Here is a 23,320-nt window from a genome sequence, read left to right on the forward strand (position 1 = left end):
GCATCGATGGCTGGCCTTCGCTCTTTTCTGACGGCCGTTTCAGTCCCATATTCCGGCCATGGCGAAGAATCCAGACGCGACCAAGAAACCTGCGAAATCCCCGAAATCCAAAGCACATCGGCCCGACGTGCAGCCGATCGGGCCGGCGCTCGCCGAGCTGTTGAATCCCGCCATCAACAGAGGCGAGAGCGGCATCGGCTCATCGACGGGATTGCAGCCGCCGCCGGATAACTCCTGGGACCGCCGCAGTGGCGGCGAGGCCGCCGCGCATCGCGCCCGCGCTTCGACCCGCGGCAAGAGCGAGGACGTGGCGAAGCGCGATGCCGCAGAGCCCCACCCGATGCCGCTGCGGCCGAACCCGCAGCCGGTGGGGGCAAGACGGTCCGATATCTCGCGTGCGGCGCCCCCACCCAACCCTCCCCCGCAAGCGGGGGAGGGCTCCAGACCGCACACGCCGAGCCCGTATGCGAATAACGATTCCGTGGCCGCGCCGCTTGCGTCCCCTCCCCCGCCTGCGGGAGAGGGTCAGGGTGGGGGCGAGCCGAGCACAGGTCAGCATGGCCTCGCCGAAGCCCCGCAAGCCAATTACGGCACCGCCGCCACCATCCCCACGCTCGATCCTGAGCTCGCGCGGCAGCTCGGCCTGCCGACCGCGGAGGACGACGAGGAAGCGCTGGCCCGTCCGCCCCGCAGCAAGATGGAGGCGCTCGGCGTCAAAGCCACGGCGGAAGCGCTGGAGGCGCTGATCCGCGAGGGGCGCCCGGAATTCCGCAAGGATGACGGCTCGCTGAAGGTGTGGACGCCGCACCGGCCGCCGCGCCCGGAGAAGAGCGAAGGCGGCGTTCGCTTCGAGATCAAATCGTCCTACGAGCCGAAGGGCGACCAACCGCAGGCGATCGCCGAACTGGTCGAGGGCATCGATCGCAACGACCGCACGCAAGTGCTGCTCGGCGTCACCGGCTCCGGCAAGACCTACACCATGGCCAAGGTGATCGAGGCGACGCAGCGCCCTGCCCTGATCCTGGCGCCGAACAAGACCCTCGCCGCCCAGCTCTATGGCGAGTTCAAGAGCTTCTTCCCCGACAACGCAGTCGAGTACTTCGTCTCCTATTACGACTACTACCAGCCCGAGGCCTACGTCCCCAGAACGGACACCTATATCGAGAAGGACTCCTCGATCAACGAGCAGATCGACCGCATGCGCCACGCCGCGACGCGCGCGCTGCTGGAGCGCGACGACGTCATCATCGTCGCCTCGGTGTCCTGCATCTACGGTATCGGTTCGGTCGAAACCTACACCGCGATGACCTTCGCGCTGAAGAAGGGCGAGCGCATCGACCAGCGCCAGCTGATCGCCGATCTCGTGGCGCTGCAGTACAAGCGTACCCAGCACGATTTCACCCGCGGCACCTTTCGCGTGCGGGGCGATGTCATCGACATCTTTCCGGCGCACTATGAGGACCGCGCCTGGCGCGTGAACCTGTTCGGCGACACCGTCGAGAACATCGAGGAGTTCGATCCGCTCACCGGCCACAAGCAGGACGAGCTGGAATTCATCAAGGTCTACGCCAATTCGCACTATGTGACGCCGCGCCCGACCCTGGTGCAGGCGATGAAGTCGATCAAGCAGGAGCTGAAGATCAGGCTCGATCAGCTGCACGCGCAGGGGCGCCTGCTCGAAGCGCAGCGGCTGGAGCAGCGCACCACCTTCGACATCGAGATGATGGAGGCGACGGGAAGCTGCGCCGGTATCGAGAACTATTCGCGCTATCTCACCGGACGCCGGCCTGGCGAGCCGCCGCCGACCCTGTTCGAATATGTCCCCGACAACGCGCTGGTGTTCGCGGACGAAAGCCACGTCACCATCCCGCAGATCGGCGCCATGTTCCGCGGCGACTTCCGCCGCAAGGCGACGCTGGCCGAATACGGCTTCCGCCTGCCCTCCTGCATGGACAACCGCCCGCTGCGCTTCGAGGAATGGGACATGATGCGGCCGCAGACGGTCGCGGTATCAGCGACGCCCAGCGGCTGGGAGCTGAACGAGGCCGGCGGCGTGTTCGTCGAGCAGGTCATCCGCCCGACCGGACTGATCGATCCGCCGGTCGACATCCGCCCCGCGCGCACCCAGGTCGACGATCTCCTCGGCGAAGTGCGCGCCACCGCGGCCGCGGGCTATCGCACGCTGATCACCGTGCTGACCAAGCGCATGGCGGAGGACCTGACGGAATATCTGCATGAGCAGGGCATCCGCGTCCGCTACATGCACAGCGACATCGACACCATCGAGCGCATCGAGATCATCCGCGATCTGCGGTTAGGGGCGTTCGACGCGCTGGTCGGCATCAACCTGTTGCGCGAGGGCCTCGACATTCCCGAATGCGCGCTGGTCGCCATCCTCGATGCCGACAAGGAAGGTTTTCTGCGCAGCGAGACCTCGTTGATCCAGACCATCGGCCGCGCCGCGCGCAACGTCGACGGCAAGGTGATCCTCTATGCCGACCAGATGACGGGCTCGATGGAGCGCGCGATCGCCGAGACCAATCGCCGCCGCGAGAAGCAGGTGGAGTACAACAACGCCCACGGCATCACGCCGGAAAGCGTGAAGAAGTCGATCGGCGACATCCTCAACTCGGTCTACGAGCGCGACCACGTCCTGGTCGAGACCGGCGGCGGCACCACGACCGACGACGCGATCTCGATCGGGCACAATTTCGAGACCGTGCTGGCCGATCTCGAAACCAGGATGCGCGAAGCCGCCGCCGACCTGAACTTCGAGGAAGCCGCGCGCCTCCGCGACGAAGTGAAACGCCTGCGCGCCACCGAACTCGCGGTGGTCGATGATCCCACCGCCAAGCAGAAGACGGTGCAGGGCAAGGCCGGGTCCTATGCCGGCGCCAAGAAATACGGCGACGCCGCCAATCTGCCGACTGCGGCCTTGAAGGGGCGCGGTGGTGCGCGCAGTGGCTCAAGCCGCCCGGGCGGTCTCTCCTCTCCCTCCCCCCTTGCGGGGGAGGGGCGGGGTGGGGGGTCCGCGAGTCGCGGCGGTCGTGGTGGCGGCAAATCCCGCAACACCGACCCGCTGCTGCCGTCCTACGAGGACATCACCGGGGGCTCTTCGCGCAGCGGCTCCAAAGTCCACAAGCCCCATCTCGACGAGATGCACGGCCCGGAATCCCTGCCCTACCGCCCCAACCCCAAGCTGCCGGAAAAACCGTTCGGCGCCACGAGCCGCATCATTCAGCCGACCAACTCCCGCGACTCCGGCCCCGAATTCGGCCCCGCCCCACGCTCCACCGGCGGCGCGCCGGGCAAGAGGGGTGGATGGAAGAAGCGGTGACGTCGTGTGGGTCCGCCCGTGCCGGACGACGCTCTCGCTCGCGGACCTTTGTCAGCGCTCTCTCACAACGTCATTCCGAGGCATCGCGAAGCGATGATGAGCCCGGAATCCATAGTCCCAGGCGCTCTTGCTTTGGCAAGATGCCAGATATCGAAGCACGAACTCCGGCCTTCTCTGCGCTCGCAACGACGTCCCATCGAGCTTCCAAGCCCGCACTGGAAATCGATATGGCATCCGCTACTCTCACCACATGAAACTCGGCTTCGAAGAATCCCAGACCGCCTACACCAGCGGCACGCAGAAGGCGCGGGCCTGGACCGAAGCCTGGGTGAAGGCTCAGGCCTACTGCCCGCACTGCGGCAACACCAACATGTCGCAATTTCCCAACAACAGTCCGCTAGCGGACTTTCTCTGCACCTCATGCAAAGAGGAGTTCGAGCTCAAGAGCCAGAAAGGCACGTTCGGCGCCACGGTCGCCGACGGTGCCTACAAGACTAAGTGCGAACGGATCGCGGCGAGCAACAATCCCAACCTGCTCCTGATGAACTACGACCTGAAGTCGCTCGCAGTAGTCAACCTGCTCATCGTCCCAAAGCACTTCTTCGTCCGCGATATCGTCGAAGCACGCAAGCCGCTGGCAGCCACAGCGCGTCGCGCTGGCTGGATCGGCTCGAAAATCCTACTCGATCGTGTTCCCGAATCCGGGAAAATCCACATCGTCCAGAACGGTATCGTCAGGCCGAAAGAGCATGTGCTGCAGGAGTGGCGGAAAACACTCTTTCTTCGTAGTGAGTCACCCGACCGACGCGGCTAGCTGCTCGACGTGATGCGCTGCGTCGAAACAATCGGAAAGCCGGAATTCGGCCTTGACGAGGTTTACGCGTTCGAGCGTCATCTCAGCGAGCTCTATCCGGGCAACCAGAATGTCCGGCCGAAGATACGCCAGCAGCTTCAGTTCCTGCGCGATCAAGGCTTCATCGAGTTTGTCTCGCGCGGCCAGTACCGTTTGCGAAGATAGGGATCGTTGCGATGGCTTGGTTCTTGAACGTCTATCGATGCGACCGTTGCCGAAAGCTATGGACCGATGAATGGTCCTGCATGTGTGATGACGAATGTCCTCATTGCGGTCGCCGCGACATGACGCCCTTCGACAGCCAGAACCTCACGAAGCTGATCCTGCAGGAGGACAATCAGTTCATCGCCCTTCGGTCGCCTGACACGGCCGAGGATGAGCCGGATTACGAAGAACTGGGACGCTTTCCGACACGAGCTGCAGCTGAGGAGTTTTTGAGTTCGTGCTGATCGGCTTGGCTTCGGAAGCGATAGTCCGTGAAAGCTTAGCCTCACAAACACCGTCATGCCCGCGAAGGCGGGCATCCAGTACGCCGTGACGTCTCGATCGAGAACGGAAGTCTCTGGAATACTAGATCACCCGCTTTCGCGCGTGATGACAGTGGAGCGATTCAAGCTGACCACAGATGGATAAGTGGTGCACGCGGCTGATTGTTTTCCGGCGATGGACGAGCGCCGTGAAATGTGACCTCCTCTGTGACTGCCCGTCGTGCCAATCTGTCGCGGCGGTCTTCTCTTGTCATGTCGGCCAAATCAGAACGATGATCTCGCTTATCCCGCCTCCACATGGAGGGGCGTACGCGTCGTCACGATACGTGGGAAGCGGGATGCGGTGGACGCGCGCGGGCTGTACGACGAACAGCCTCGGGCGCGGACGGCGAAGTCGCGTGGTCCTGATACTCCGACGCTAGTATTAAGTTGGCGAAGACGCTTGCGCGTCTCGCTGGCGACGGTGGCCAACAGCCCGGCGCACCGGGGAGATCGCGTATAAGCCGTAACCCATCGCGCAGGGAAGGCCGGGATGTCTTGGCCGAACCTGTGGTTCTGCCGCGTGCTTTTTTTGCTGCACGCGGACCATGGGTGCGGTCGGCACCCGGCCTTCCCCATAGGCGTTAAGGTAGCGCGAGCATCGATTGATACTTGCGTTTTCGAGGAGGCTCGCGAAGGTGGCGCCCCAACGCGCGTTTTCTGCGGCGCAAGCAACGGATGGTTGGTTGTGGAATGATTGCTTGCAGCAAGGATGCAACGAGCTGCTGCAGGACCCGCCAAGCGCCAGGCGTCGTTAAGCGGCCTGCGTCCAGTGGGGAGAGTCCTCGAAGTCGCTGGCAAGCGGCTCGAGCAACAGGATGATCAGGAGGTGGGCCAGCAGGTAGGGCTTGGCAGAGCGCGGATCGGTTCCTGGCGGCGTCTTGAGGCCAATCAGACTCTTCAGTCGCTTGAACCCAAGCTCGATCCGCCATCGCAATCGATAGAGCGCAAGCACATCTTTGGTGGAGAACTCGTCCCGCGCGAGCGACGTGATCAGAATGACCCAATCCGCAGCCTCCAAAGTTTCTTTGGAGATGATGCGGTTTTCATCTTTTGCGTCTTGCCGGGCTTTACGCCGAGAAGCAGCAGCCGCACCGGTGGGCTTCTTGATTGCGACCAGACGCATAGCCAGAGGCGCGCCGCCCTTGCGCTTGATCCAAATCTCCCGATCGACCAGTCCGCGCGCCTTCGCGGCACGCAATTGGGCCATCAGATCGAACGGAAGGCCTTTGGCGTCAAGCCAACGTGCGTTCTTCCAGCCCGCTCGGATCAAAACGTCGGCCCCGGCTTCGCGGACGGCCGCAATGCGGTCAGGTTGCAGATAAGCGCGGTCAGCAATGCGGATCTCGTTCTTGACCACTGGTATCCGGTCAAACGTTTCGCCCTCTTGCTGATCTGTCAGCTCGAAGTGACCAAAGCGCTCATAGGGCAGATCAAATGCGCTATGAACGCGCCAAAGCTCACTGTTCTTGCGCGCAGCCGGTCCCGCCTGAGGCACTGTCGTCGCATCGATGATGCGGATCAGGCGGCCTTGGCTCGCCTTCGGAGCTGCCGCAGCGAGCAAGCCCTCCACCAGCACCGCAAACCAATCACCACATTGACGCAGCCGATAGAACAACGCCACGCTGGTGAGGTCGGCAAGGCCAACAGAAGCCGCCCATGCGGCTGTCGATCTCAGCCCTCTTTCACCCAAACAATAGGCCAGCATCAGCCGAAGTAACGTCACCGCATCTGGAATCTGCCGCCGACGCGCGAAGGCCTTCGTCTGGCGCGCAGTTTTCTCGAGCTGCGCAGCCCCGCCCAGCTGCGCAACCACTCTCGTCCAGTCCTCGTTCAGGAGCGATTCGTCTGCCATCCCCTGTTCGAATCACGGCGGATTCCAACACTCAAGCATAAACTTAACGCCTATGCGGCCTTCCCTGCGCCCTCTGTCTCTTGGAGGGTGAGACGAGATGCAAAGCTCGGGCGCAGATCGCGCCGCGAGGACGCGGGCGTGTATCCGCCTGCGTCATTGCGAGGAGCGTAAGCGACGAAGCAATCCAGAATCATCGAACGGCGCTGGATCGCTTTGCGAAGCCTGCCCTCGGGCGAGCAAGGCGGGACCCGGGGGCGCGCGATGACCGCGTTGCATGCGTGAGATTGGCTGTTTGACAATTGAATCCAAATTGAAGAACGCGCGCTGACGTCTTCGTCCAGCACGACAGCCAGCCTCGCTATCCAGATCGCAGGGTGGGCAAAGCGACTTGTCCGCCGAAGCTCGCAGAACGAAGGCGTGCCCACCCTATCGAACGAGGTTGTCATTGGTGGGCACGCGCTGCGCGCTTTGCCCACCCTACCCTGTCAGTTCGGCCTCTCAGGTCCGGCCATCGTCCTGGCTCGGCTGCCGCTGCTGACGCTGCTGCTGCATTTGCTGCTCCTTGGCGTGGTGGCGGCCGTAGAGGCAGCCGGCGGCGGCGCCGAGCATGCCATGATGGCCGGCATAATGGCCGGCGACGCCGCCGACGATGGCGCCCTTGATGCAGCCCTTGGCCTCGGCGGCCTGGGCGGTGAGCAGCGCGCAGGCTGCGAGCGAAGCGGCGATCAGCATCTTCATGGTGAATGCTCCGGAAAGGAATCTTGCAAGCTTTAACCACCACGGTGGACCACGGTTCCCGCGAGACCGACGGCAAGCGGCCTGCGGCTTATCCCGGCACCACGCGGCGAACGCGAATGCACCGGCGCGAAGCGTCGAACCCAGCGCGCGCTGGCGCGACAAACAGCTGCAAGCCGTCGATCTGCGCCGGAATTGCTCAGCATTCGTTCACTCTTTCAGCGATTACACCGACACCTAATCGCGGAGGTAGTTGACGGTCGCGAGCCCTTGCGCAAGTTGGGAACAATGACCGGCTTCCCCATCATGGAGACCGCATGAACGAGCAAACCAACCGCGAACGCGTGCTGCAGCTGCTCGATGCGTACTCCGCCAGCGATTTCGATAAGGTGCTGTCGTTGTGCAGCGAGGACGTCGAGCATCTCGCCTCGGCGCCGATCGACATCCTCCCGCATCTCGGGCCGCGCCGCGGCAGAAGCGAGGTGCGGCGCATGTGGGAAACCGTGCGCAGCCGCTATGTCGAGCGTCGGCACGAGGTGCTGGCGCTGATCGCCGAGGGCGACCAGGTCGCCGCTGATCTCCGCATCTATTTGCGCAAACGCTCCAACGATCGCATCGTCCGGTACGACGTCGCCGTGTTCTACACCCTCAAGGATGGCCGCATCACGCGCATCCGGGAAATCATGGACACCTTCGACCTGGTGCAGCAGGTGCTGGAGCGCGATCTCGCCGCGCTGGCAATGGAGCATCTGCCGCGCGAGCCGTGAGCGGGTTCGAAGCTTCGGCCGACTCGTCCGCAGCCTTCTCATCGGAACGTCCAATTCAACGGCCCACGCGATTCGCCGATTTCCCGGTGCTCCGAACGCGCCGCTTGAACCTTGCACCGCCGCGCTGCGACCTATCGCAATCAATCGAGCGAGCGCACCAGCGGCATGAAAATCACCTTGCTAGCCTTCGCGGGGCTGATCATCGGCATGTTCGGGGGTGCCGTGCTCGGCGTCGGGCTCGGGCTGGCCTGGACCGAGATCGCCAACACCAGCGATTTCGAGGGCTATAGCGGCATGCTGGTGTTCTTCACCTTCATGCCGCTCGGCGCGGTGGTCGGCGGGCTCGGCGGTGCCGCGCTGTTTGCGCTGCTCGCGATTCGCGACCGTGACGTCGCGCTCGCCCGCACGCTCCAGCCGCGCGAGAACGGCTGACTGCAGCGGTAGCGTGCATTTGTGCAATGCAAAAATATCGATTGCACCCCGGGCGGAATGGCTTATGTGGGGGCCTCGCAATTTTCATGAAGCGCACTTGATGTAGCGCCCCTGGCCGTAACGTCGCGAATGACGTCACCCGAAGGCCGGCGCGCCCTTGCAAAGCCAGTTCAGGACCACATTCACCATGGCAGAGCATCGTCTCTGGCGTCTGTCGCGCGATTTGCAACGCGCGATCAACGAACGCCATTTCGAAGACCTCGCAGAATTGCTCGACGAAGACATCGATTGGGCGATCTACGGCCCGATCGACATGTTTCCCTTTCTCGGCGCACGCCAGGGCAAGGCCGCGGTAATCGAGGTCGTCAGGCAGATCTCGCAAACCTTGCGGATTCGCCGTCTCGACCGCGAGACCATCATGCTGGATCAGGATAGAGCGGCGTCCATGGTGCGGTGTTCGTTCGCGACGCGGGATTCGGAGAAGCCGATCACGACGCGCTTTGCCCATTTCGTGCAATTCCGTGCCGGCAAGCTGATCCGGCTGCGCGTGCTGGTGGATACGTTCGATCTGGTGGAGCAGACGCTCGGTCGCCCGATTCATCTGCCGCGGGTCGGCTCCTTCGCCGGCTAGCCTCGGACGCAGCGGCGGAGCGATGCCGTGAATGGTTCTTGCGATCACGTTCACTGAACCAAGACGTGACTTGTGCAGTCATAATTCTGCGCCCAGATTCCACCATAATGCGACGTGATTTTCCGCGAGGGGCGGGGGTTGGTTCTCATGATGATCGGCAGGTTGACGCTGGCTTTTTTGGCGGCGAGCGCGAGCTTTGCTGCATGCCCGGTTGTGGCGCAGAGCCTGACGCAACCGCTGAAGCAGCAGCCGCTGCAGCTCGTGCCCTGGCAGCAGATCGCCCCCGCAGATGATGCCGCCGAGGACGCGAGCGACGCGCCGAAGGCGGCCGCGGCCGATTCGATGCAGGAGGTCGACGTCAGCAAGGTCGACTGGAGCCAGCTCAACGTCGATGCTTCCACTTTTTTCGACCGTCCGGAAGCAAAGCCCCGTTCGGGCAAGCCCGCAACGGCCAACGCGGGCAACAACCTGAACTGGTCGAACAACAACAAGGACAACGGCACTTCGGCCGTCTCCGTCAAACAGAGTGTGTCGCCGTTCTGGGACGCGCGGGTCGGAGCCGACATGACGGTAACGAAGACGCCGACCACGATGTCCGAGCTCTTGGCCGAGAGGGCCGAGAACGGCGGCAACGTGCCGCAATCCGGCGGCACCGCATGGGCCGCGGTCACGGCGCCCGGCGCCGGCGCGATCTGGGACAAGACCGCGATCGAAGCGCGCGTCGATCCGAACGCGGACCAGAGCAAGATCGGCACCACCATCACCAAGGCGGTGCCGCTCGACGGCTATAATCTCTCCCTGCAGAACGGCTACAACGTGAATCAGCAGGGCATGGTGCCCCTGCCCGGCGCTGCCCCGCGCACCAACCGCAGCTTCGACACCGAGCAGTCCGCCAAACTCTCGATCGGCGAAACCGGCACCAGCCTGACGGCCGGCCAATCGCTGTCGTCGAACGACGACAAATGGCTGCGCAAGATCGGCGCCGAGCAAAAGCTCTACGACGGCGTCACCATCTCCGGCGCGATCGGCGAGACCGCGCAGGGCACCACGAGCAAGAGCATCTCGGCGGGATTCAAGCGCAGCTGGTGATCGCCTCACATGGGGCAATTCGCAGTCAATCGTCGAACCATTGCCGCATCTTGGCCGCGATGTGGCCCAATTTCGCCGCAACTGATAGATCCACGTCACTTTCGTCGTGCGGGGACACCGCGCTCGCGTAACGCGCAACAGGGATTTAGCCGATGAACGCTATTCGTCCGGACAAGGTCGAAGGAACTGAAACCGAGCTGAGCGCCGATCTCGCGGCGGTCTCCGAAGTCGAAGCCGGCATCCGCGATTTCGTGCGTAACGACATCGCTTATTTGCGCCGGCCGGGACCTGCGAACGGCGCCGATCCCGCGCTGGTGGACGTCAGCACAGACGCCGCCGTCAACAACGTCAACTCGCTGATCCAGCGCGTCGCCGGCACCTCGCTGTCGGAGATCGAGCACCTGATCTCGGAGCTGGAAAGCCTGCGCGACGTGCTGCACGCCGAAGGCCAGCGGGTCCAGCGCGAGATCGCCAGCTATGCCCAGCTGAGCCAGGCCGCGATGAAGTCGACCCGCATCATCGCCGAAAGCGTCACGCAGTGGAAGCGCGCCGCGGACGGCCTGCGCAACGGCTGACGCGGAACGGCAGAAACCAACGAACCGCCATCCCACCGGACCGCCGCGCGAGCGCCCTCGTGCGGCGGTCTTGGTTTATGTCCGGGGGGTCCGCAAGCTGGATCGCGCGGCTGCGACCAAGAACCAGCACGTTGTCGGACGTCGTCGATCGCGGTTGCGGTGTTCGCCGGAGCTGGAGCCGCTGATGCACGTCAACCGGGCTTCGGAGCGCTTGGACGCGGTGCCGGCGGGCGGTCATCGCCGCACGTGGTTAACGAAGTCTTAACTTATTGACCGTCGACCGCGGTGGTCTCGAGCGTGTAGGACCCGTCGGCATAGCCCTTCACGACCATGCCAGTTGCGAGCATCACTGCCAGCATCACACTCGCGAAGATGAAGCCGAGAAGTTTCAGGCCGCCGCGATCTGCCATGATCGTCCCTTACCACGCTTGTACCAAGTGGCTGTCTTATAGAGTCGCGGTTCAAAATGCGTTAGCGCGAAATTGGTTCCGGCCAGACAATCCTAATCGCCGTGACCTTTTCGCCTCAACCTCTGTTCCGTCGCGGGACGAAGCCCGACGCAAGGAACGCGAACACAAGTTCGCCGCGCTGATTTGTACCGACATTGCGCGCCTGCAAAATTCCCCATTCCGGGCGCGAGGTGGACAGGCGCAAGGATTCGATCTCGCTAGCAAAGCTTATAACATCGCCAGCCAGCACCGGCTTGATCCAGCGCAATTCGCGGAAGCCCGGTGACGGTCCGCCGACGGCGACCGGCTCTCCGCGAGCGCGCGCGAGCTCCGCAAGACGCTGATTGTCGACCACGAGGAGCTTCATGCAGACCGAGGCAACATGCCAGCCGGATGCAGCAAGCCCGCCGAACAGCGAGTTGCGTCCCTCCTCTTCATCAAGATGGAACCGCTGCGGATCGAATTGCGACGCAAACCGCTTGATGTCCTCGGCGGTGAAAGTGAACGAGCCGAATTCGCGCCGTTGGCCAACTTCGAGATCTTCGAAAAACCGCATCAGGCGACCTGCTCTTTGCGCCGCTCGACGATGATCGGCGAGACCATCTCGCCGAGCTTCTCTCGGACCGCGTTCCGCACCACGCATTTGAAAGTGACGATCCCGGTGGTCGGACGGCTGCGCGACACCCGTGCTTCCAAGACCTCGACATCGAGCATCAAATCGTCGCCGGGGCGCAGCGGCGACATCCAGCGCATTTCGTTGACCCCGGGCGAGCCGAGTGACGCAGTGCGGCCAATGAAGCCGTCGAACATCATTCGCATCGTCAGCGAGCAAAGATGCCAGCCGGATCCGGAAAGCCCCTGGAGCATGGAGGCGCGGGCCGCCTCCTCATCGAGATGCATCGGCTGCGGATCGAATTCGGTCGCGAAGGCGATGATCTCCTCGCGTGTCACGTGCCGCGGGCCAAAGCTGCCAAAATGGCCCAGCGGAAAATCTTCAAAGGTGAGTGTCATGGACTGATCAATGGCTGAAAGAAGCCCGATTGTGGCCGTACTTTGCAGCAATCACAACCCGCCCACCCGCATGGCTCATAATCCATCCGACCGAAACCCGTCACTGCCGCTCTCAGCGGCCTCCATTTCGGCGAGACTTGGACAAATGAGGCTTACAAGTGAGACTTGGACAAGTGAGAGTCGGACAAGTGAGAGTCGGCCAAAAGAGGCTTGGACCAAAGAGACTTGGACAAATGCATGGGGCGGGCATTAGGACCAGATCCTGCTCGCACATTCGACTTAGCTGGGGAGTTTAGGATGTTCGAATTTCGCGATTTGTTTCAGTGGGACCGGTTCATTACGCCGGCAATCATCAAGACGTTCTACTGGCTCGTGATTGCGCTCGTCTTCCTGTTCGGGGTATCCGGAATCTTCTCCGGGCTCGCGGCGATGGCGATCAGCCCGTTCGGCGGCTTCCTGATGCTGTTGTCCTCGATTGCCGGCGTCATCGTCGGCATCGTGTTCTCGCGCATCGTTGCCGAATTCGTCCTGATCGTGTTCCGCATCAACGAGCATCTCGGCGCGATCCGCGAACAGGGCCGGATGCACTGACGGTGTTTACGTGTTGAAACGGAAGTGCATCACGTCGCCGTCGGCGACGACATAATCCTTGCCTTCCAAACGCAGCTTGCCGGCGTCGCGTGCGCCGGCCTCGCCGCCGAGCGCCACGTAATCGGCATAAGCGATGGTTTCGGCGCGGATGAATCCCTTTTCAAAATCGGTGTGGATCACGCCTGCCGCCGCCGGCGCCTTGGTGCCGCGATGGATGGTCCAGGCGCGCGTTTCCTTCGGTCCGACGGTAAAATAGGTGATGAGATCGAGCAGCTGATAGCCGGCCCGGATCAGCCGATCGAGGCCGGCCTCCTCGAGACCAAGCGTCTCCAGGAATTCCGTCCGCTCCTCGCGCGATAATGTCGCAATCTCGGATTCGATCTTGGCCGAGATCACGACAGCGACGGCCCCTTCCTTCTGAGCCTGCTCGAACACCTGGCGCGAGAAATTGTTGCCGTCCTTGGCCGACCCCTCTTCAACGTTGCAGACATAGAGGACTGGTTTGGAGGTCAGCAGACCCAGCATGCCGAAGGCACGCTCCTCCTCGGGCTTACGTTCCAAAAGCCGCGCCGGTTTGCCGGCACGCAGCAGTTCGAGCGCACGGATCACGAGCTCGTACTGCTCCTTGGCGTCCTTGTCGTTGCCCTTGGCCTTCTTGGAGAGATTGTCGACCCGCTTCTCGAGGCTGTCGAGATCTGACAGCATCAGCTCGGTCTCGATGGTCTCGATATCGGCGAGCGGCGCGATCTTGCCCTCGACATGAGTGATATCGGAATCCTCGAAGCAGCGCACGACATGCGCGATCGCATCGACCTCGCGGATGTTGGCGAGAAACTGATTGCCGAGACCTTCCCCCTTCGAGGCGCCGCGCACGAGGCCCGCAATGTCGACAAAGGTCAGCCGGGTCGGAATGATCTGCGCCGACTTGGCAGCCGCCGCAAGCTTCTCCAGCCTGGGATCGGGAACGGCGACCTCGCCGACATTGGGCTCGATCGTGCAAAATGGGTAGTTGGCCGCCTGAGCCGCAGCAGTCTCAGTCAGCGCGTTGAACAGCGTGGATTTGCCGACGTTCGGCAGCCCGACGATTCCGCATTTGAATCCCATGATCCGTCCCGAATTCCGTTGGCCCGCCGCGCATCAAGCTGCGCCGGCATCGCCCTTGTCCAAAAATCCCTTGGCCTGCAGCACCAGGTGCACCTTGTTCGCGAAGGTGGAATCGCGCTTGCCGGTCAACAGCCCCGCATTGTCGGCCACCGCGTCGCAGAGGGCTTCGACCCAGGGCATCTCGGCCTTGGCGAAATCCGACAGCACATGCCCGTGCACCAATTCCTTGACGCCGGGATGACCGATCCCGAGTCGCACCCGACGATAATCGTTGCCGATATGCGCCGAGATCGAGCGCAATCCATTATGGCCGGCAATTCCGCCGCCGACCTTGACGCGCAGCTTGCCGGGCGGCAGCTCAAGCTCGTCCTGGAACACGGTGACCTCGCCGGCGCCGAGCTTGAAGAAGTTCAGCGCTTCCTGCACGGAGCGGCCGGACTCGTTCATGTAGGTCGTCGGCTTCAAAAGGATCACCCGCTCGCTATCGAGCGAGCCTTCCGACGTCTCGCCTTGAAAACGCCGGCGCCACGGCGAGAAACCATGGCGGCGTGCGATCGCATCGACCGCCATGAAGCCGATATTGTGCCGGTTGCGCGCATACTTCGCGCCGGGATTGCCGAGGCCGACAAACAGCAACATGACGCGGCATCCGCGCTCCGAGCCGGTGTTCTGAAGCTCGCGGGCCTACCCGCGAGCTTCAGAAGCACGCAGCTTACTTCTTCTTGTCGCCGCCGGCGGGCGCCTTGGCGGCAGCAGCCGGAGCCTTAGCCGCGGCAGCCGGGGCGGCAGCGGCCGGAGCTGCGGCACCTGCAGCCGGAGCGGCACCCGCCTTCTGCTCTTCGCCATAACCGGACGGCGGCACGATGGTCACGAGCGTCGCGTCCTCGCGCAGCGGCTTGACACCGGTCGGCAGCTTGACGTCCGACATATGCAGCGAATTGTTGATCTCGAGCGCGCCGACATCGGCTTCGATGAACTGCGGGATGTTCTCCGCAAGACATTCCAGCTCGAGCGTATGGGTGACGATGTTCACCGTGCCACCGCGCTTCACGCCCGGGGCGGTTTCCGCGTTGACGACGTGCAGCGGCACGCTGACGCGAATGGTTGCGCCCTGCCCGAGCCGCATGAAGTCGACGTGGATCGGGAAATCCCTGACCGGATCGAGGTGGAAGTCGCGCGGGATCACGCGGTGCTTCTTGCCGTCCAGGCTGACGTCGAAAATGGTGGTCAAGAACCGACCGGCGGCGATGCGCTGGCGCAGTTCACGGTCGTCGACCGAGATCGGCAGCGGGGGCTGGTTGTCTCCATAAATCACTCCGGGCACTCTCCCGGCGCGACGCTCTGCCCGTGCGGCCCCCTTGCCGACTGACGGACGGGCGGTCGCCTTCAGTTCTCTGACGGTCGCCATTGTGGTAAGTCCTTGTTTTAAAAAAGTTAAAGGCCGCAACGCGGCCCGTTCTCGGATCCAGCGGCAAGCCTCCAGGGGTGCGGGGGCCGCGGACACGGCGGCGTTCTAGCCGCAAAGCGGCAAAATGACAAGGAAATGAAAGGATTTTCTTGCGGCCTCCTTCCCTTTCCAGCCCGGCGGTTCGCGCCTATCCCTGCCGGGCGGCCGACGAATCCCGCCCGCCCACCGGCCGCGTCTTCAGGCCCCCGACGCCGGCCCCGGCTGGCCGCCCCCGAGCTTGCCTTCCAGCGCGGCGATGCGCGCCTTCAGCACCTCGTTCTCCTCGCGGGCCAGACGTGCCATCTCCTTGACGGCCTCGAACTCCTCGCGCTTGACGATGTCGAGGTCGTTCAGGATCTTTTCCGCCTGGTTGCGGACCAGGGAATCGACTTCGCGCTTCATGCCTTGCGCTGCGCCCGCGGCATCGTTCATCAGGCGACCGAGTTCGTCGAAAAACCGATTGGTGGTCTGGGTCATGCAAAACTCCGCTTCGCGCTCAGGTTCGGCCTTAAAACTTGGCCTTTAGGTTCGCCTTGGGCTCAATCACACAATGGCGATCCGGACGGCTCCGTTCAAGCCGAACCTCGCCTTGTCATGCACCAGTTTCCTTGTCATCGTAGTTGAAGTCATGACATGTCCCGGGTATCGCACGGTGCAATCGTCCCATTAAGCGGGTGCGCTTTAAGAAGTACATCTAGCGGGCCTCGCGAGGGCCGGTGGCGTCCCGCAGATCCCAGATGAGGGATGCCGTGTCCACGAAAGCCTCTGCATGACCCCTCTCCTCATCGACTTTCCGGTGTTCGATCCGGTGGCCATTGCGATCGGGCCGTTCGCGATCCGCTGGTACGCGCTCGCCTATATCAGCGGCATCGTCATCGGCTGGCTCTATGCGCGCTCGCTGCTGAAGAATGAGCGGCTGTGGGGTGGTTCCGCGCCGATCTCGCTTCTGCAGCTCGACGACTTCATCCTCTGGGTCACGCTCGGCATCATCCTCGGCGGCCGCACCGGATACGTGCTGTTCTACAACCTGCCCTTCTTCGTGCAGCACCCGCTGGAGATCTTCGAACTGTGGAAGGGCGGCATGTCGTTCCACGGCGGCTTCATGGGCTGCGTCATTGCCGTCATCTGGTTCTGCCGCCGCAACGGACTGCCGATCCTCTCGCTCGGCGATATCACCACCGCAGTCGGACCGATCGGCTTGTTCCTGGGCCGTATCGCCAATTTCATCAACGGCGAATTGTGGGGCCGTCCCGCCGACCCCAGCCTGCCCTGGGCGATGATCTTCCCGAGCGGCGGCCCGGTGCCGCGACATCCCAGCCAGCTTTATGAGGCCGGCCTCGAGGGAATCGTGCTGTTCATCGTGCTGGCGATCCTGGTTCGCTTTGGTGCTTTGAAACGACCCGGCCTGATCCTCGGCAGCTTCATCCTGCTCTATGGGATCGCCCGCATCACCGGCGAGCATTTTCGCGAACCTGATCCGCAGCTCGGCTTTCTCTGGGGCGGCCTCACGATGGGCATGCTGCTGTCGGTCCCGATGTTGATCATCGGCGCGATCCTCATCCTGAGAGCGCTGCGCAAGCCCCAACATCAGCCAGCCCCATCCGTGCAGGCCCAGCCGTGATCGAACTGTCCCCGCTCCACACCGAGATCAAGCGGCTGATCAAGGCATCCGGCCCGATGCCGGTCTGGCGCTACATGGAGCTGTGTCTGCTGCATCCGCAGCATGGCTATTATATCTCGCGCGATCCGTTGGGTCGCGAGGGCGACTTCACCACCGCGCCGGAAGTCAGCCAGATGTTCGGCGAGCTGTTGGGCTTGTGGGCCGCCTCGGTCTGGAAAGCGGTCGGCTCGCCGCAGCAATTCCATCTGATCGAACTCGGGCCCGGACGCGGCACCATGATGTCGGACGCGCTCCGCGCGCTGCGCGTGCTGCCGCCATTGTATCAGACGCTCTCCGTGCACATGATCGAAGTCAATCCGGTGCTGCGGGAAAAGCAGCAGGCGATGCTGACGGGCATGCGCGACGTCACTTGGCATGAGCGCTTCGACGAGGTGCCGGAAGGCCCTTGCGTCATCTTCGCCAACGAATATTTCGACGTGCTGCCGATCCATCAGATGGTGCGACGCGAGACCGGCTGGCACGAACGCGTCATCGAGCTCGATGACGACGAGAACTTCACCTATGGCGTCGCCGCCGAGCCGACGCCCGGCTTCGAGGCGCTGCTGCCGCCCTTGGTCCGCGCCGCGCCCCTCGGCGCCATCTTCGAGTGGCGGCCCGACACGGACATCATGGCGCTCGCCAAGCACGTGCGCGATCAGCGCGGCGCCGCGCTGATCATCGACTACGGCCATACCCGCAGCGAGGTCGGCGACACCTTCCAGGCGATCGCCCGTCACAGCTTCGCCGATCCGTTGAAAGCACCTGGCCTCGCCGATATTACCGCCCATGTCGATTTCGACGCCCTGGGCCGCGCCGCCGACGCGGTCGGCGCGCGCGTCCATGGACCCGTGACCCAGGGTGAATTCCTGCAGCGGCTCGGCATCGAGACACGTGCACTCACCTTGATGCAGAAGGCCTCGCTTGAAGTGGCCGAGGACATCGCCAGCGGGCTGAAACGCCTGATCGGCGGCGGCCGCGGCGGCATGGGGGCCCTGTTCAAGGTCTTGGCCGTCTCCGACCCCGGTATCCCCGTGTTGCCGGCGCTCAGCGACGACAACGGGAACTGACAAAGCGGGAGCGTGATGATGCTGGCATCGGACCTGATCTCCGCCGTTCCCGGATTGCGGCACGCCTTCTTCACCCGCGAGGGCGGCGTTTCCGCCGGGATCTATGCCGGATTGAACGGCGGCCTCGGCTCGAACGACCTGCCGGACAATGTCCGCGAGAACCGCCGTCGCATGGCGGCGCATCTCGGCGCAACGCCGGAGAACTTCTTGAGCGTGCACCAGATCCACTCGCCCGACGTCGTGGTCGCCACCGGACCATGGGACGGACCGGCGCGGCCGAAGGCCGATGCCATCGTGACTCAGATTGAGAAGTTGGCGATCGGCGTCACCACGGCCGATTGCGGTCCCGTGCTGTTCGTCGACCCGCACAAGCGCGTGATCGGCGCGGCTCATGCCGGCTGGAAGGGAGCCCTCACCGGCGTTCTCGAAGCCACCATCGGTGCCATGGAGATGCTCGGCGCCGAACGCGGGCAGATCATTGCCGCGATCGGCCCGATGATCCGTCAGCCGAGTTATGAAGTGGGCGCCGAATTCGTCGAACGTTTCCTCGACGCCGATGCGGAGCACGCGATGTTCTTCCTGCCCTCTACACGCGAGGGACATGCGATGTTCGATCTCGCCGGCTTCATCCGCGCGCGACTGGACAAGGCCGGCGTGCTCATGATCGACGATCTCGGTCACGACACTTACGCCGACGACCGCTTCTTCAGTTACCGCCGTTCGGTGCACCGCAAGGAGCCGGATTATGGCCGCCATGTGCACGCGATCATGCTGGAAGGCTGAAGCTGGCCCAAACTGTGACATCACTTTGTTTGCTTAACTATTTCTGAACAATCAGCTGCATTCTGTCCCGCTCTGTGTCACCGGCGACCTAGACGTTAATCGATTTTAACGATATCGCTCCAATCGATGAGGGGAGCGTCAATACTACTTCACCGACTCGGCCGGACTCCGCGGCACGCTTGCGTTGCAGCGATGCTGATGGTGTGCGCCTGTGCGCTCGCTGGCTGCGCGAGCAACAACAGCGCGAGCAATTCCTACGCGATGGCGACATCGACGGTTCCGAGCGATGGCGCGACCATCGCGTTCGATCAGATCGACGGTCCGCCGCCGCAAGTCTTCGACCGGATGGTGAATGTGCTCGACAGCGAGTCGAAACTCCGGAGCCTCGCCATCGTGTCGCGCGAGGCACCCGCCGCCTACCGCGTGCGCAGCTATCTCTCCGCGCAGGTGGTCAGCGGCAAGAGCGTGGTCGCCTGGGTATGGGACGTCTACGATCGCAATCAGCAGCGTACGCTGCGGCTGTCGGGCGAAGAGCCGACAGGCCGTGCGGGACGAGATGCGACGCGTGATCCGTGGGGTGCGGCGGACGATCTCGTCCTGCGCAAGATCGCGCAAGCCGGCTTCAGCGGGCTCACCAGCATGCTCAATGGAACGGCGCCGGCCGACAATCCATCGCAGCCCGCTCCCGCATCGCAGGGCCCTGCAGTCGCGACGGCGGCTCCGGCCGACTCGGCCGAGAGCACCAACGTCGCGGCCCTCGGCTACACCGATCATTAGCCGGGGCGATCGAATTCGTGGCCATTTTTGGTCGGAAAAACGCCTCCCGCGGGTTGCCAGCCGCGCTATGTCCTTGATATCACCTCGCGCGTCCAACATTGCCGGTTCCACGGGTAGCCCGATATGCTGAATATTGTCTCCAGCAAAGCGCGAGGAGAAATCTCGATGTCGGCCAAGAACGGCTCCATCAAACTGGTCGCCGGCAATTCCAATCCAGCATTGGCGAGCGCAATCGCGGCCGAACTCGACTTGCCGCTCACAAAGGCTGTGGTCCGGCGCTTCGCCGACATGGAGATCTTCGTCGAGATCCAGGAAAACGTCCGCGGTTCCGACGTCTTCATCCTGCAGTCGACGTCCTATCCGGCGAACGATCATCTGATGGAACTCCTGATCATCACCGACGCGCTGCGCCGTGCCTCGGCGCGCCGCATTACCGCGGTGGTGCCCTATTTCGGCTATGCGCGGCAGGATCGTAAATCCAGTTCGCGCACGCCGATCTCGGCCAAACTCGTCGCCAATTTGATTACGCATGCCGGTGCCGACCGCGTCATGACGCTCGACCTGCATGCCCTCCAGATCCAGGGCTTCTTCGACATTCCGGCCGACAATCTCTATGCCTCGCCGGTGATGGTGCGCGACATCAAGGAGCGCTTCGATCTCGCCAAGGTGATGGTGGTGTCGCCCGACGTCGGCGGCGTGGTGCGCGCGCGCGGCCTTGCCAAGCGCATCAACACCCCGCTTGCAATCATCGACAAGCGCCGCGAGCGCGCGGGCGAGTCCGAGGTCATGAACGTGATCGGCGACGTCGCCGGCTTCACCTGCATCCTGGTCGACGACATCGTCGATTCCGGCGGTACCCTGGTGAATGCGGCCGACGCGCTGCTCGCCAACGGCGCCAAGGAGGTCTACGCCTATATCACCCATGGCGTGCTCTCGGGCGGCGCGGTCAGCCGCATCACCTCCTCGCGGCTGAAGGAGCTCGTCATCACCGACTCCATCATGCCGACCGAAGCGGTCCGCAATGCACCGAACATCCGCGCCCTGCCGATCGCGCCGCTGATTGCCGAAGCCATCGGCCGCACCGCGGCAGAAGAGTCGGTCTCGAGCCTGTTCGACTGACGCTGTTTTCCTGACAGGGTCACGCGTCCTCCTCGGACCATTCTCCTCGCGCGCAAGCCTCTCGATTTGGCCGCCCCTCCCCTGGAGGGTGAGGGGCGCCTCACGAGGAGCGCAGCGAAACGTAAGGCAGGGTGGGGTGATGTCTCCACGTCCAGCCCGACAACCACGATCAGCATTTCAGACGAACTTCCACGATCTCGCGGCGCGTTTCGCGTCCGAGCTTTGCTCACAGCGTCACCCTCATAAGGTGGAGGGTGCAGGGAAGGCCGGGCGCTGGCCGCGCCCGTGGCCCGCCTGCGGCAAAAAAATGCAGGCGGCAGGTACCACAGGTCTGGCCGAAAACACCCGGCCTTCCCTGCGCGATGGTTTTGACGGCTGCTTCGCGTTCTCCCCGGTGCGCCGGGCTTGTTAGCCACCGTTGCCTGCGCGACGCGCGAGCGTCGTCGCAAACGTGACACCAGCATCGGGGTGCCAGGACCGCGCGACTTGACCGTGCGTGCCGGGTTGTTCGTCGGCGCAAATGACTCACGCTGCAACCCGAACCCGCCCACCGCATCCCGCTGCCGACGTCCGTGACGACCGCGATACGTCCCCTTCCGACGCAACGGAACGGTCGCGACCATAATGCTGATTTGCCGAAATCGCCAAGCGATTTCTTTCTTCCAGAAGGGCTGGACAGGATTTCGCGAAGCGACCTGATTTGCCCGCCGGGCAGAGATCGTCTGCTAAGTTCGACCGTGTCGCGCGAGAGCCTCTTCACGCAGGCATGCACCAACGAAGGCGCGGAGACGTATCCTCATAAACCAACTCATGGGGTTCGAACCCATGGCGACGCGCCATCCGTCCGCTCGGCTTTGCACCCTGCAGGCAGGTCCGAAATGTCATGCAAACTCGGATCGAACTGGAGCAACCCGCCGACATGAACAAAATGACCGTCTGCAGCGCAGTAATGATCATTCTCGCCGCACATGAATTTCCAGCCGTCGGATTCATGCAAAGCATATCGAATACGACCCTCGCGACGAAACACGTGGCCGCAGCAAATGACGCCAAGCCGCGGATTGGAAAAACCCGAGGACATCTTCATCGGTTCGCAGTGAAGCTCACTCTTGCTCCCCGTCACTCCTCGAAATGACGATCGCCAAGCGCGGGCGTCTGCACCGCGCCTTGCACACCCACTTAGGTTGGTTCACAACATCCCACGATCTGCCCCGGACAACAATAAGAACACCGCGAGAGCCCTGCCCTCATGTTCAGCGCTATCGAACGCCCCGCGGGACCACTGCCCGGCCTCGGCCGGATCGCCGATGATTTCGGCCCGCTCTACGCCTCGCATGGCTTCATCGGCTGGTTGTTCGCCATCACCGGGCCGGTCGCCATCATCCTGTCCGTCGGCGCCAATGGCGGTCTGTCGCAAGCGGAGATCGCATCCTGGATCTTCGGCGTGTTCTTCATCAACGGGCTGATCACCCTTGTCCTGTCGTGGCTGCATCGGGAGCCGCTGGTGCTGTTCTGGACCATTCCCGGCACGGTGCTGGTCGGTCAGTCGCTGACGCATCTCACCTTCCCGCAGGTCGTGGGCGCATTCTACGGAACCGCGCTGTTGATGCTGGTCCTGGGGCTGACCGGCTGGGTCAAGCGCGCGATGCAGCTGGTGCCGATGCCGATCGTGATGGGCATGGTCGCCGGCGTGTTCCTGCGCTTCGGCCTCGATCTCGTCCGTGCCGTCTTCACTGATGTCGCCATCGCCGGCCCGATGATCGTGGTCTGGCTCGTCCTGAGCGCGCTGCCCGCGCTCGGCCGCCGCTGCCCGCCGATCATCGGCGCGCTCGTCGTCGGCACGCTGGCCGCCCTGCTGCTCGGGACATACGATCAGGGCGCAGCGCTGCGGATCGAGCTGATCACGCCGGTGATCCAGGTACCGTCCTGGTCACTTGCCGCCATGATCGAGCTGATCGTGCCGCTCGCGGTCACCGTGCTCGTGGTGCAGAACGGCCAGGGCTTTGCGGTGTTGACGGCCGCGGGTCACACGCCACCGGTCAATCTCGTCACCGTCGCCTGCGGCCTCGGCTCGGCGCTCGCTGCCGTGGTCGGAGGTGTCTCCACCTGCCTGACTGGGCCGACCAATGCGATCGTCGTCTCTGGCGGCGAGCGCAAGCGTCACTACACAGCGGCGATGTTCGTCGGCCTGCTCGCACTCGGCTTCGGCCTGCTGGCGCCGACCTTCACCCGCCTGCTGCTGATCGCGCCGAAATCCCTGGTCACCGCGCTCGCGGGGCTCGCCATGCTGCGCGTGCTGCAGACGGCGTTCGTGACCGCGTTCAAGGCCCGCTTCTCGCTGGGTGCGCTGATCGCCTTCCTGGTCACGGTCGCGGACGTGCCGCTGCTGAATATTGGTGCCGCATTCTGGGGTCTCGTCGGCGGGTTCGCGCTCTCGTGGTTGCTGGAACGGGCCGACTTCGCGGCTGAAGCGCAGAGCTGAGCCATCCGTTTTCCTCACGGCCGGCTTCG

Annotated in this window: 25 protein-coding genes; 16 read left to right on the forward strand and 9 right to left on the reverse strand. The window is 63.4% G+C overall.

The features are described 5' to 3' along the window. The first annotated feature begins 58 nt into the window (after positions 1–58). The 4 genes from uvrB to QX034_RS05845 all read left to right on the forward strand — a co-directional run bounded on the left by uvrB (position 59) and on the right by QX034_RS05845 (position 4,639). Complete coding sequence (gene uvrB / locus QX034_RS05830; protein ID WP_315704899.1) at positions 59–3,337, forward strand: excinuclease ABC subunit UvrB; 3,279 nt, start codon at positions 59–61, stop codon at positions 3,335–3,337. Positions 3,338–3,587: 250 nt separating this feature from the next. Further along, on the forward strand, positions 3,588–4,151 hold the full coding sequence (locus QX034_RS05835) for a DpnI domain-containing protein (RefSeq protein WP_315704900.1): 564 nt from the start codon (positions 3,588–3,590) through the stop codon (positions 4,149–4,151). Between the two features lie 12 nt (positions 4,152–4,163). After that, complete coding sequence (locus QX034_RS05840; protein WP_315704901.1) at positions 4,164–4,355, forward strand: hypothetical protein; 192 nt, start codon at positions 4,164–4,166, stop codon at positions 4,353–4,355. 11 nt (positions 4,356–4,366) lie between these two features. After that, positions 4,367–4,639, forward strand: coding sequence for a hypothetical protein (locus tag QX034_RS05845; RefSeq protein WP_315704902.1), 273 nt, complete (start codon positions 4,367–4,369; stop codon positions 4,637–4,639). A gap of 832 nt (positions 4,640–5,471) precedes the next feature. Here QX034_RS05845 and QX034_RS05850 read toward each other — a convergent pair. Together QX034_RS05850 and QX034_RS05855 are read right to left on the reverse strand one after the other, a co-directional pair. Next, positions 5,472–6,572 (reverse strand): IS4 family transposase, encoded by a 1,101-nt coding sequence (locus tag QX034_RS05850; protein ID WP_315701243.1) that lies wholly within the window; start codon positions 6,570–6,572, stop codon positions 5,472–5,474. Between the two features lie 498 nt (positions 6,573–7,070). Then, positions 7,071–7,310: a hypothetical protein gene (locus tag QX034_RS05855; protein ID WP_315704903.1), complete on the reverse strand. Its 240-nt coding sequence runs from the start codon at positions 7,308–7,310 to the stop codon at positions 7,071–7,073. Positions 7,311–7,624: 314 nt separating this feature from the next. Here QX034_RS05855 and QX034_RS05860 point away from each other — a divergent pair, with 314 nt between their 5' ends. The 5 genes from QX034_RS05860 (at position 7,625) to QX034_RS05880 (ending at position 10,801) form a co-directional block, all read left to right on the forward strand. Continuing rightward, entirely contained in the window at positions 7,625–8,074 is a 450-nt protein-coding gene (locus QX034_RS05860; protein WP_315704904.1) for a nuclear transport factor 2 family protein, read from the forward strand. A 165-nt stretch (positions 8,075–8,239) separates the two neighbouring features. Then, positions 8,240–8,506: a hypothetical protein gene (locus tag QX034_RS05865; protein WP_315704905.1), complete on the forward strand. Its 267-nt coding sequence runs from the start codon at positions 8,240–8,242 to the stop codon at positions 8,504–8,506. Between the two features lie 187 nt (positions 8,507–8,693). Next, a complete protein-coding gene (locus QX034_RS05870) occupies positions 8,694–9,137 on the forward strand; it encodes a nuclear transport factor 2 family protein (protein ID WP_315704906.1) in 444 nt (147 codons plus the stop codon). Between the two features lie 147 nt (positions 9,138–9,284). Then, positions 9,285–10,226, forward strand: coding sequence for a hypothetical protein (locus QX034_RS05875; protein WP_315704907.1), 942 nt, complete (start codon positions 9,285–9,287; stop codon positions 10,224–10,226). A gap of 152 nt (positions 10,227–10,378) precedes the next feature. Further along, a complete protein-coding gene (locus tag QX034_RS05880; protein ID WP_315704908.1) occupies positions 10,379–10,801 on the forward strand; it encodes a hypothetical protein in 423 nt (140 codons plus the stop codon). 266 nt (positions 10,802–11,067) lie between these two features. On the opposite strand, the gene QX034_RS05885 is transcribed toward QX034_RS05880, so the two are convergent. From QX034_RS05885 to QX034_RS05895, 3 genes are all read right to left on the reverse strand, one after another. Then, positions 11,068–11,211, reverse strand: a complete 144-nt coding sequence (locus QX034_RS05885; RefSeq protein WP_315704909.1) for a hypothetical protein — start codon at positions 11,209–11,211, stop codon at positions 11,068–11,070. 115 nt (positions 11,212–11,326) lie between these two features. Further along, positions 11,327–11,806, reverse strand: a complete 480-nt coding sequence (locus QX034_RS05890) for a MaoC family dehydratase (protein WP_315704910.1) — start codon at positions 11,804–11,806, stop codon at positions 11,327–11,329. Continuing rightward, entirely contained in the window at positions 11,806–12,261 is a 456-nt protein-coding gene (locus QX034_RS05895; RefSeq protein WP_315704911.1) for a MaoC family dehydratase, read from the reverse strand. Before QX034_RS05895 ends, QX034_RS05890 begins: the two co-directional genes overlap by 1 nt. Before the next feature lie 297 nt (positions 12,262–12,558). On the opposite strand from QX034_RS05895, the gene QX034_RS05900 reads away from it, so the two are divergent. Further along, complete coding sequence (locus tag QX034_RS05900; protein WP_315704912.1) at positions 12,559–12,852, forward strand: DUF4282 domain-containing protein; 294 nt, start codon at positions 12,559–12,561, stop codon at positions 12,850–12,852. 6 nt (positions 12,853–12,858) lie between these two features. On the opposite strand, the gene ychF is transcribed toward QX034_RS05900, so the two are convergent. From ychF to QX034_RS05920, 4 genes are all read right to left on the reverse strand, one after another. Next, positions 12,859–13,956 (reverse strand): redox-regulated ATPase YchF, encoded by a 1,098-nt coding sequence (gene ychF, locus QX034_RS05905; protein WP_315704913.1) that lies wholly within the window; start codon positions 13,954–13,956, stop codon positions 12,859–12,861. Positions 13,957–13,989: 33 nt separating this feature from the next. Then, a complete protein-coding gene (pth, locus tag QX034_RS05910) occupies positions 13,990–14,595 on the reverse strand; it encodes an aminoacyl-tRNA hydrolase (RefSeq protein WP_315704914.1) in 606 nt (201 codons plus the stop codon). A 73-nt stretch (positions 14,596–14,668) separates the two neighbouring features. Continuing rightward, positions 14,669–15,364, reverse strand: a complete 696-nt coding sequence (locus QX034_RS05915; protein WP_315704915.1) for a 50S ribosomal protein L25/general stress protein Ctc — start codon at positions 15,362–15,364, stop codon at positions 14,669–14,671. 237 nt (positions 15,365–15,601) lie between these two features. Next, positions 15,602–15,880, reverse strand: a complete 279-nt coding sequence (locus tag QX034_RS05920) for an accessory factor UbiK family protein (RefSeq protein WP_315704916.1) — start codon at positions 15,878–15,880, stop codon at positions 15,602–15,604. Positions 15,881–16,172: 292 nt separating this feature from the next. On the opposite strand from QX034_RS05920, the gene lgt reads away from it, so the two are divergent. The 6 genes from lgt (at position 16,173) to QX034_RS05950 (ending at position 23,291) form a co-directional block, all read left to right on the forward strand. Continuing rightward, complete coding sequence (gene lgt, locus QX034_RS05925; RefSeq protein WP_315727619.1) at positions 16,173–17,024, forward strand: prolipoprotein diacylglyceryl transferase; 852 nt, start codon at positions 16,173–16,175, stop codon at positions 17,022–17,024. Next, positions 17,021–18,130 carry a class I SAM-dependent methyltransferase gene (locus QX034_RS05930; RefSeq protein WP_315704918.1) on the forward strand — a complete coding sequence of 370 codons (1,110 nt, stop codon included), beginning with the start codon at positions 17,021–17,023 and terminating at the stop codon, positions 18,128–18,130. Before lgt ends, QX034_RS05930 begins: the two co-directional genes overlap by 4 nt. Before the next feature lie 15 nt (positions 18,131–18,145). Beyond that, positions 18,146–18,913 (forward strand): peptidoglycan editing factor PgeF, encoded by a 768-nt coding sequence (pgeF, locus tag QX034_RS05935; protein WP_315704919.1) that lies wholly within the window; start codon positions 18,146–18,148, stop codon positions 18,911–18,913. A gap of 126 nt (positions 18,914–19,039) precedes the next feature. Further along, positions 19,040–19,690: a hypothetical protein gene (locus tag QX034_RS05940; protein ID WP_315727617.1), complete on the forward strand. Its 651-nt coding sequence runs from the start codon at positions 19,040–19,042 to the stop codon at positions 19,688–19,690. Between the two features lie 165 nt (positions 19,691–19,855). Further along, positions 19,856–20,809 carry a ribose-phosphate pyrophosphokinase gene (locus QX034_RS05945; protein ID WP_315704921.1) on the forward strand — a complete coding sequence of 318 codons (954 nt, stop codon included), beginning with the start codon at positions 19,856–19,858 and terminating at the stop codon, positions 20,807–20,809. A 1,249-nt stretch (positions 20,810–22,058) separates the two neighbouring features. After that, positions 22,059–23,291 carry a benzoate/H(+) symporter BenE family transporter gene (locus QX034_RS05950; RefSeq protein ID WP_315727615.1) on the forward strand — a complete coding sequence of 411 codons (1,233 nt, stop codon included), beginning with the start codon at positions 22,059–22,061 and terminating at the stop codon, positions 23,289–23,291. The last annotated feature ends 29 nt before the right edge of the window (positions 23,292–23,320 follow it).

The sequence above is a fragment of the Bradyrhizobium sp. SZCCHNR3119 genome (genome assembly GCF_032487775.1).
In the GTDB taxonomy this organism is placed as follows: Bacteria; Pseudomonadota; Alphaproteobacteria; order Rhizobiales; family Xanthobacteraceae; genus Bradyrhizobium.

Excerpts from the sequence above, each read along its gene's own strand:
- uvrB (WP_315704899.1), top strand. The coding sequence starts at position 59 with ATGGCGAAGAATCCAGACGCGACCAAGAAACCTGCGAAATCCCCGAAA.
- QX034_RS05835 (WP_315704900.1), top strand. The coding sequence starts at position 3,588 with ATGAAACTCGGCTTCGAAGAATCCCAGACCGCCTACACCAGCGGCACG.
- QX034_RS05840 (WP_315704901.1), top strand. The coding sequence starts at position 4,164 with ATGCGCTGCGTCGAAACAATCGGAAAGCCGGAATTCGGCCTTGACGAG.
- QX034_RS05845 (WP_315704902.1), top strand. The coding sequence starts at position 4,367 with ATGGCTTGGTTCTTGAACGTCTATCGATGCGACCGTTGCCGAAAGCTA.
- QX034_RS05850 (WP_315701243.1), bottom strand. The coding sequence starts at position 6,572 with ATGGCAGACGAATCGCTCCTGAACGAGGACTGGACGAGAGTGGTTGCG.
- QX034_RS05855 (WP_315704903.1), bottom strand. The coding sequence starts at position 7,310 with ATGAAGATGCTGATCGCCGCTTCGCTCGCAGCCTGCGCGCTGCTCACC.
- QX034_RS05860 (WP_315704904.1), top strand. The coding sequence starts at position 7,625 with ATGAACGAGCAAACCAACCGCGAACGCGTGCTGCAGCTGCTCGATGCG.
- QX034_RS05865 (WP_315704905.1), top strand. The coding sequence starts at position 8,240 with ATGAAAATCACCTTGCTAGCCTTCGCGGGGCTGATCATCGGCATGTTC.
- QX034_RS05870 (WP_315704906.1), top strand. The coding sequence starts at position 8,694 with ATGGCAGAGCATCGTCTCTGGCGTCTGTCGCGCGATTTGCAACGCGCG.
- QX034_RS05875 (WP_315704907.1), top strand. The coding sequence starts at position 9,285 with ATGATGATCGGCAGGTTGACGCTGGCTTTTTTGGCGGCGAGCGCGAGC.
- QX034_RS05880 (WP_315704908.1), top strand. The coding sequence starts at position 10,379 with ATGAACGCTATTCGTCCGGACAAGGTCGAAGGAACTGAAACCGAGCTG.
- QX034_RS05885 (WP_315704909.1), bottom strand. The coding sequence starts at position 11,211 with ATGGCAGATCGCGGCGGCCTGAAACTTCTCGGCTTCATCTTCGCGAGT.
- QX034_RS05890 (WP_315704910.1), bottom strand. The coding sequence starts at position 11,806 with ATGCGGTTTTTCGAAGATCTCGAAGTTGGCCAACGGCGCGAATTCGGC.
- QX034_RS05895 (WP_315704911.1), bottom strand. The coding sequence starts at position 12,261 with ATGACACTCACCTTTGAAGATTTTCCGCTGGGCCATTTTGGCAGCTTT.
- QX034_RS05900 (WP_315704912.1), top strand. The coding sequence starts at position 12,559 with ATGTTCGAATTTCGCGATTTGTTTCAGTGGGACCGGTTCATTACGCCG.
- ychF (WP_315704913.1), bottom strand. The coding sequence starts at position 13,956 with ATGGGATTCAAATGCGGAATCGTCGGGCTGCCGAACGTCGGCAAATCC.
- pth (WP_315704914.1), bottom strand. The coding sequence starts at position 14,595 with ATGTTGCTGTTTGTCGGCCTCGGCAATCCCGGCGCGAAGTATGCGCGC.
- QX034_RS05915 (WP_315704915.1), bottom strand. The coding sequence starts at position 15,364 with ATGGCGACCGTCAGAGAACTGAAGGCGACCGCCCGTCCGTCAGTCGGC.
- QX034_RS05920 (WP_315704916.1), bottom strand. The coding sequence starts at position 15,880 with ATGACCCAGACCACCAATCGGTTTTTCGACGAACTCGGTCGCCTGATG.
- lgt (WP_315727619.1), top strand. The coding sequence starts at position 16,173 with ATGACCCCTCTCCTCATCGACTTTCCGGTGTTCGATCCGGTGGCCATT.
- pgeF (WP_315704919.1), top strand. The coding sequence starts at position 18,146 with ATGATGCTGGCATCGGACCTGATCTCCGCCGTTCCCGGATTGCGGCAC.
- QX034_RS05940 (WP_315727617.1), top strand. The coding sequence starts at position 19,040 with ATGAGGGGAGCGTCAATACTACTTCACCGACTCGGCCGGACTCCGCGG.
- QX034_RS05945 (WP_315704921.1), top strand. The coding sequence starts at position 19,856 with ATGTCGGCCAAGAACGGCTCCATCAAACTGGTCGCCGGCAATTCCAAT.
- QX034_RS05950 (WP_315727615.1), top strand. The coding sequence starts at position 22,059 with ATGTTCAGCGCTATCGAACGCCCCGCGGGACCACTGCCCGGCCTCGGC.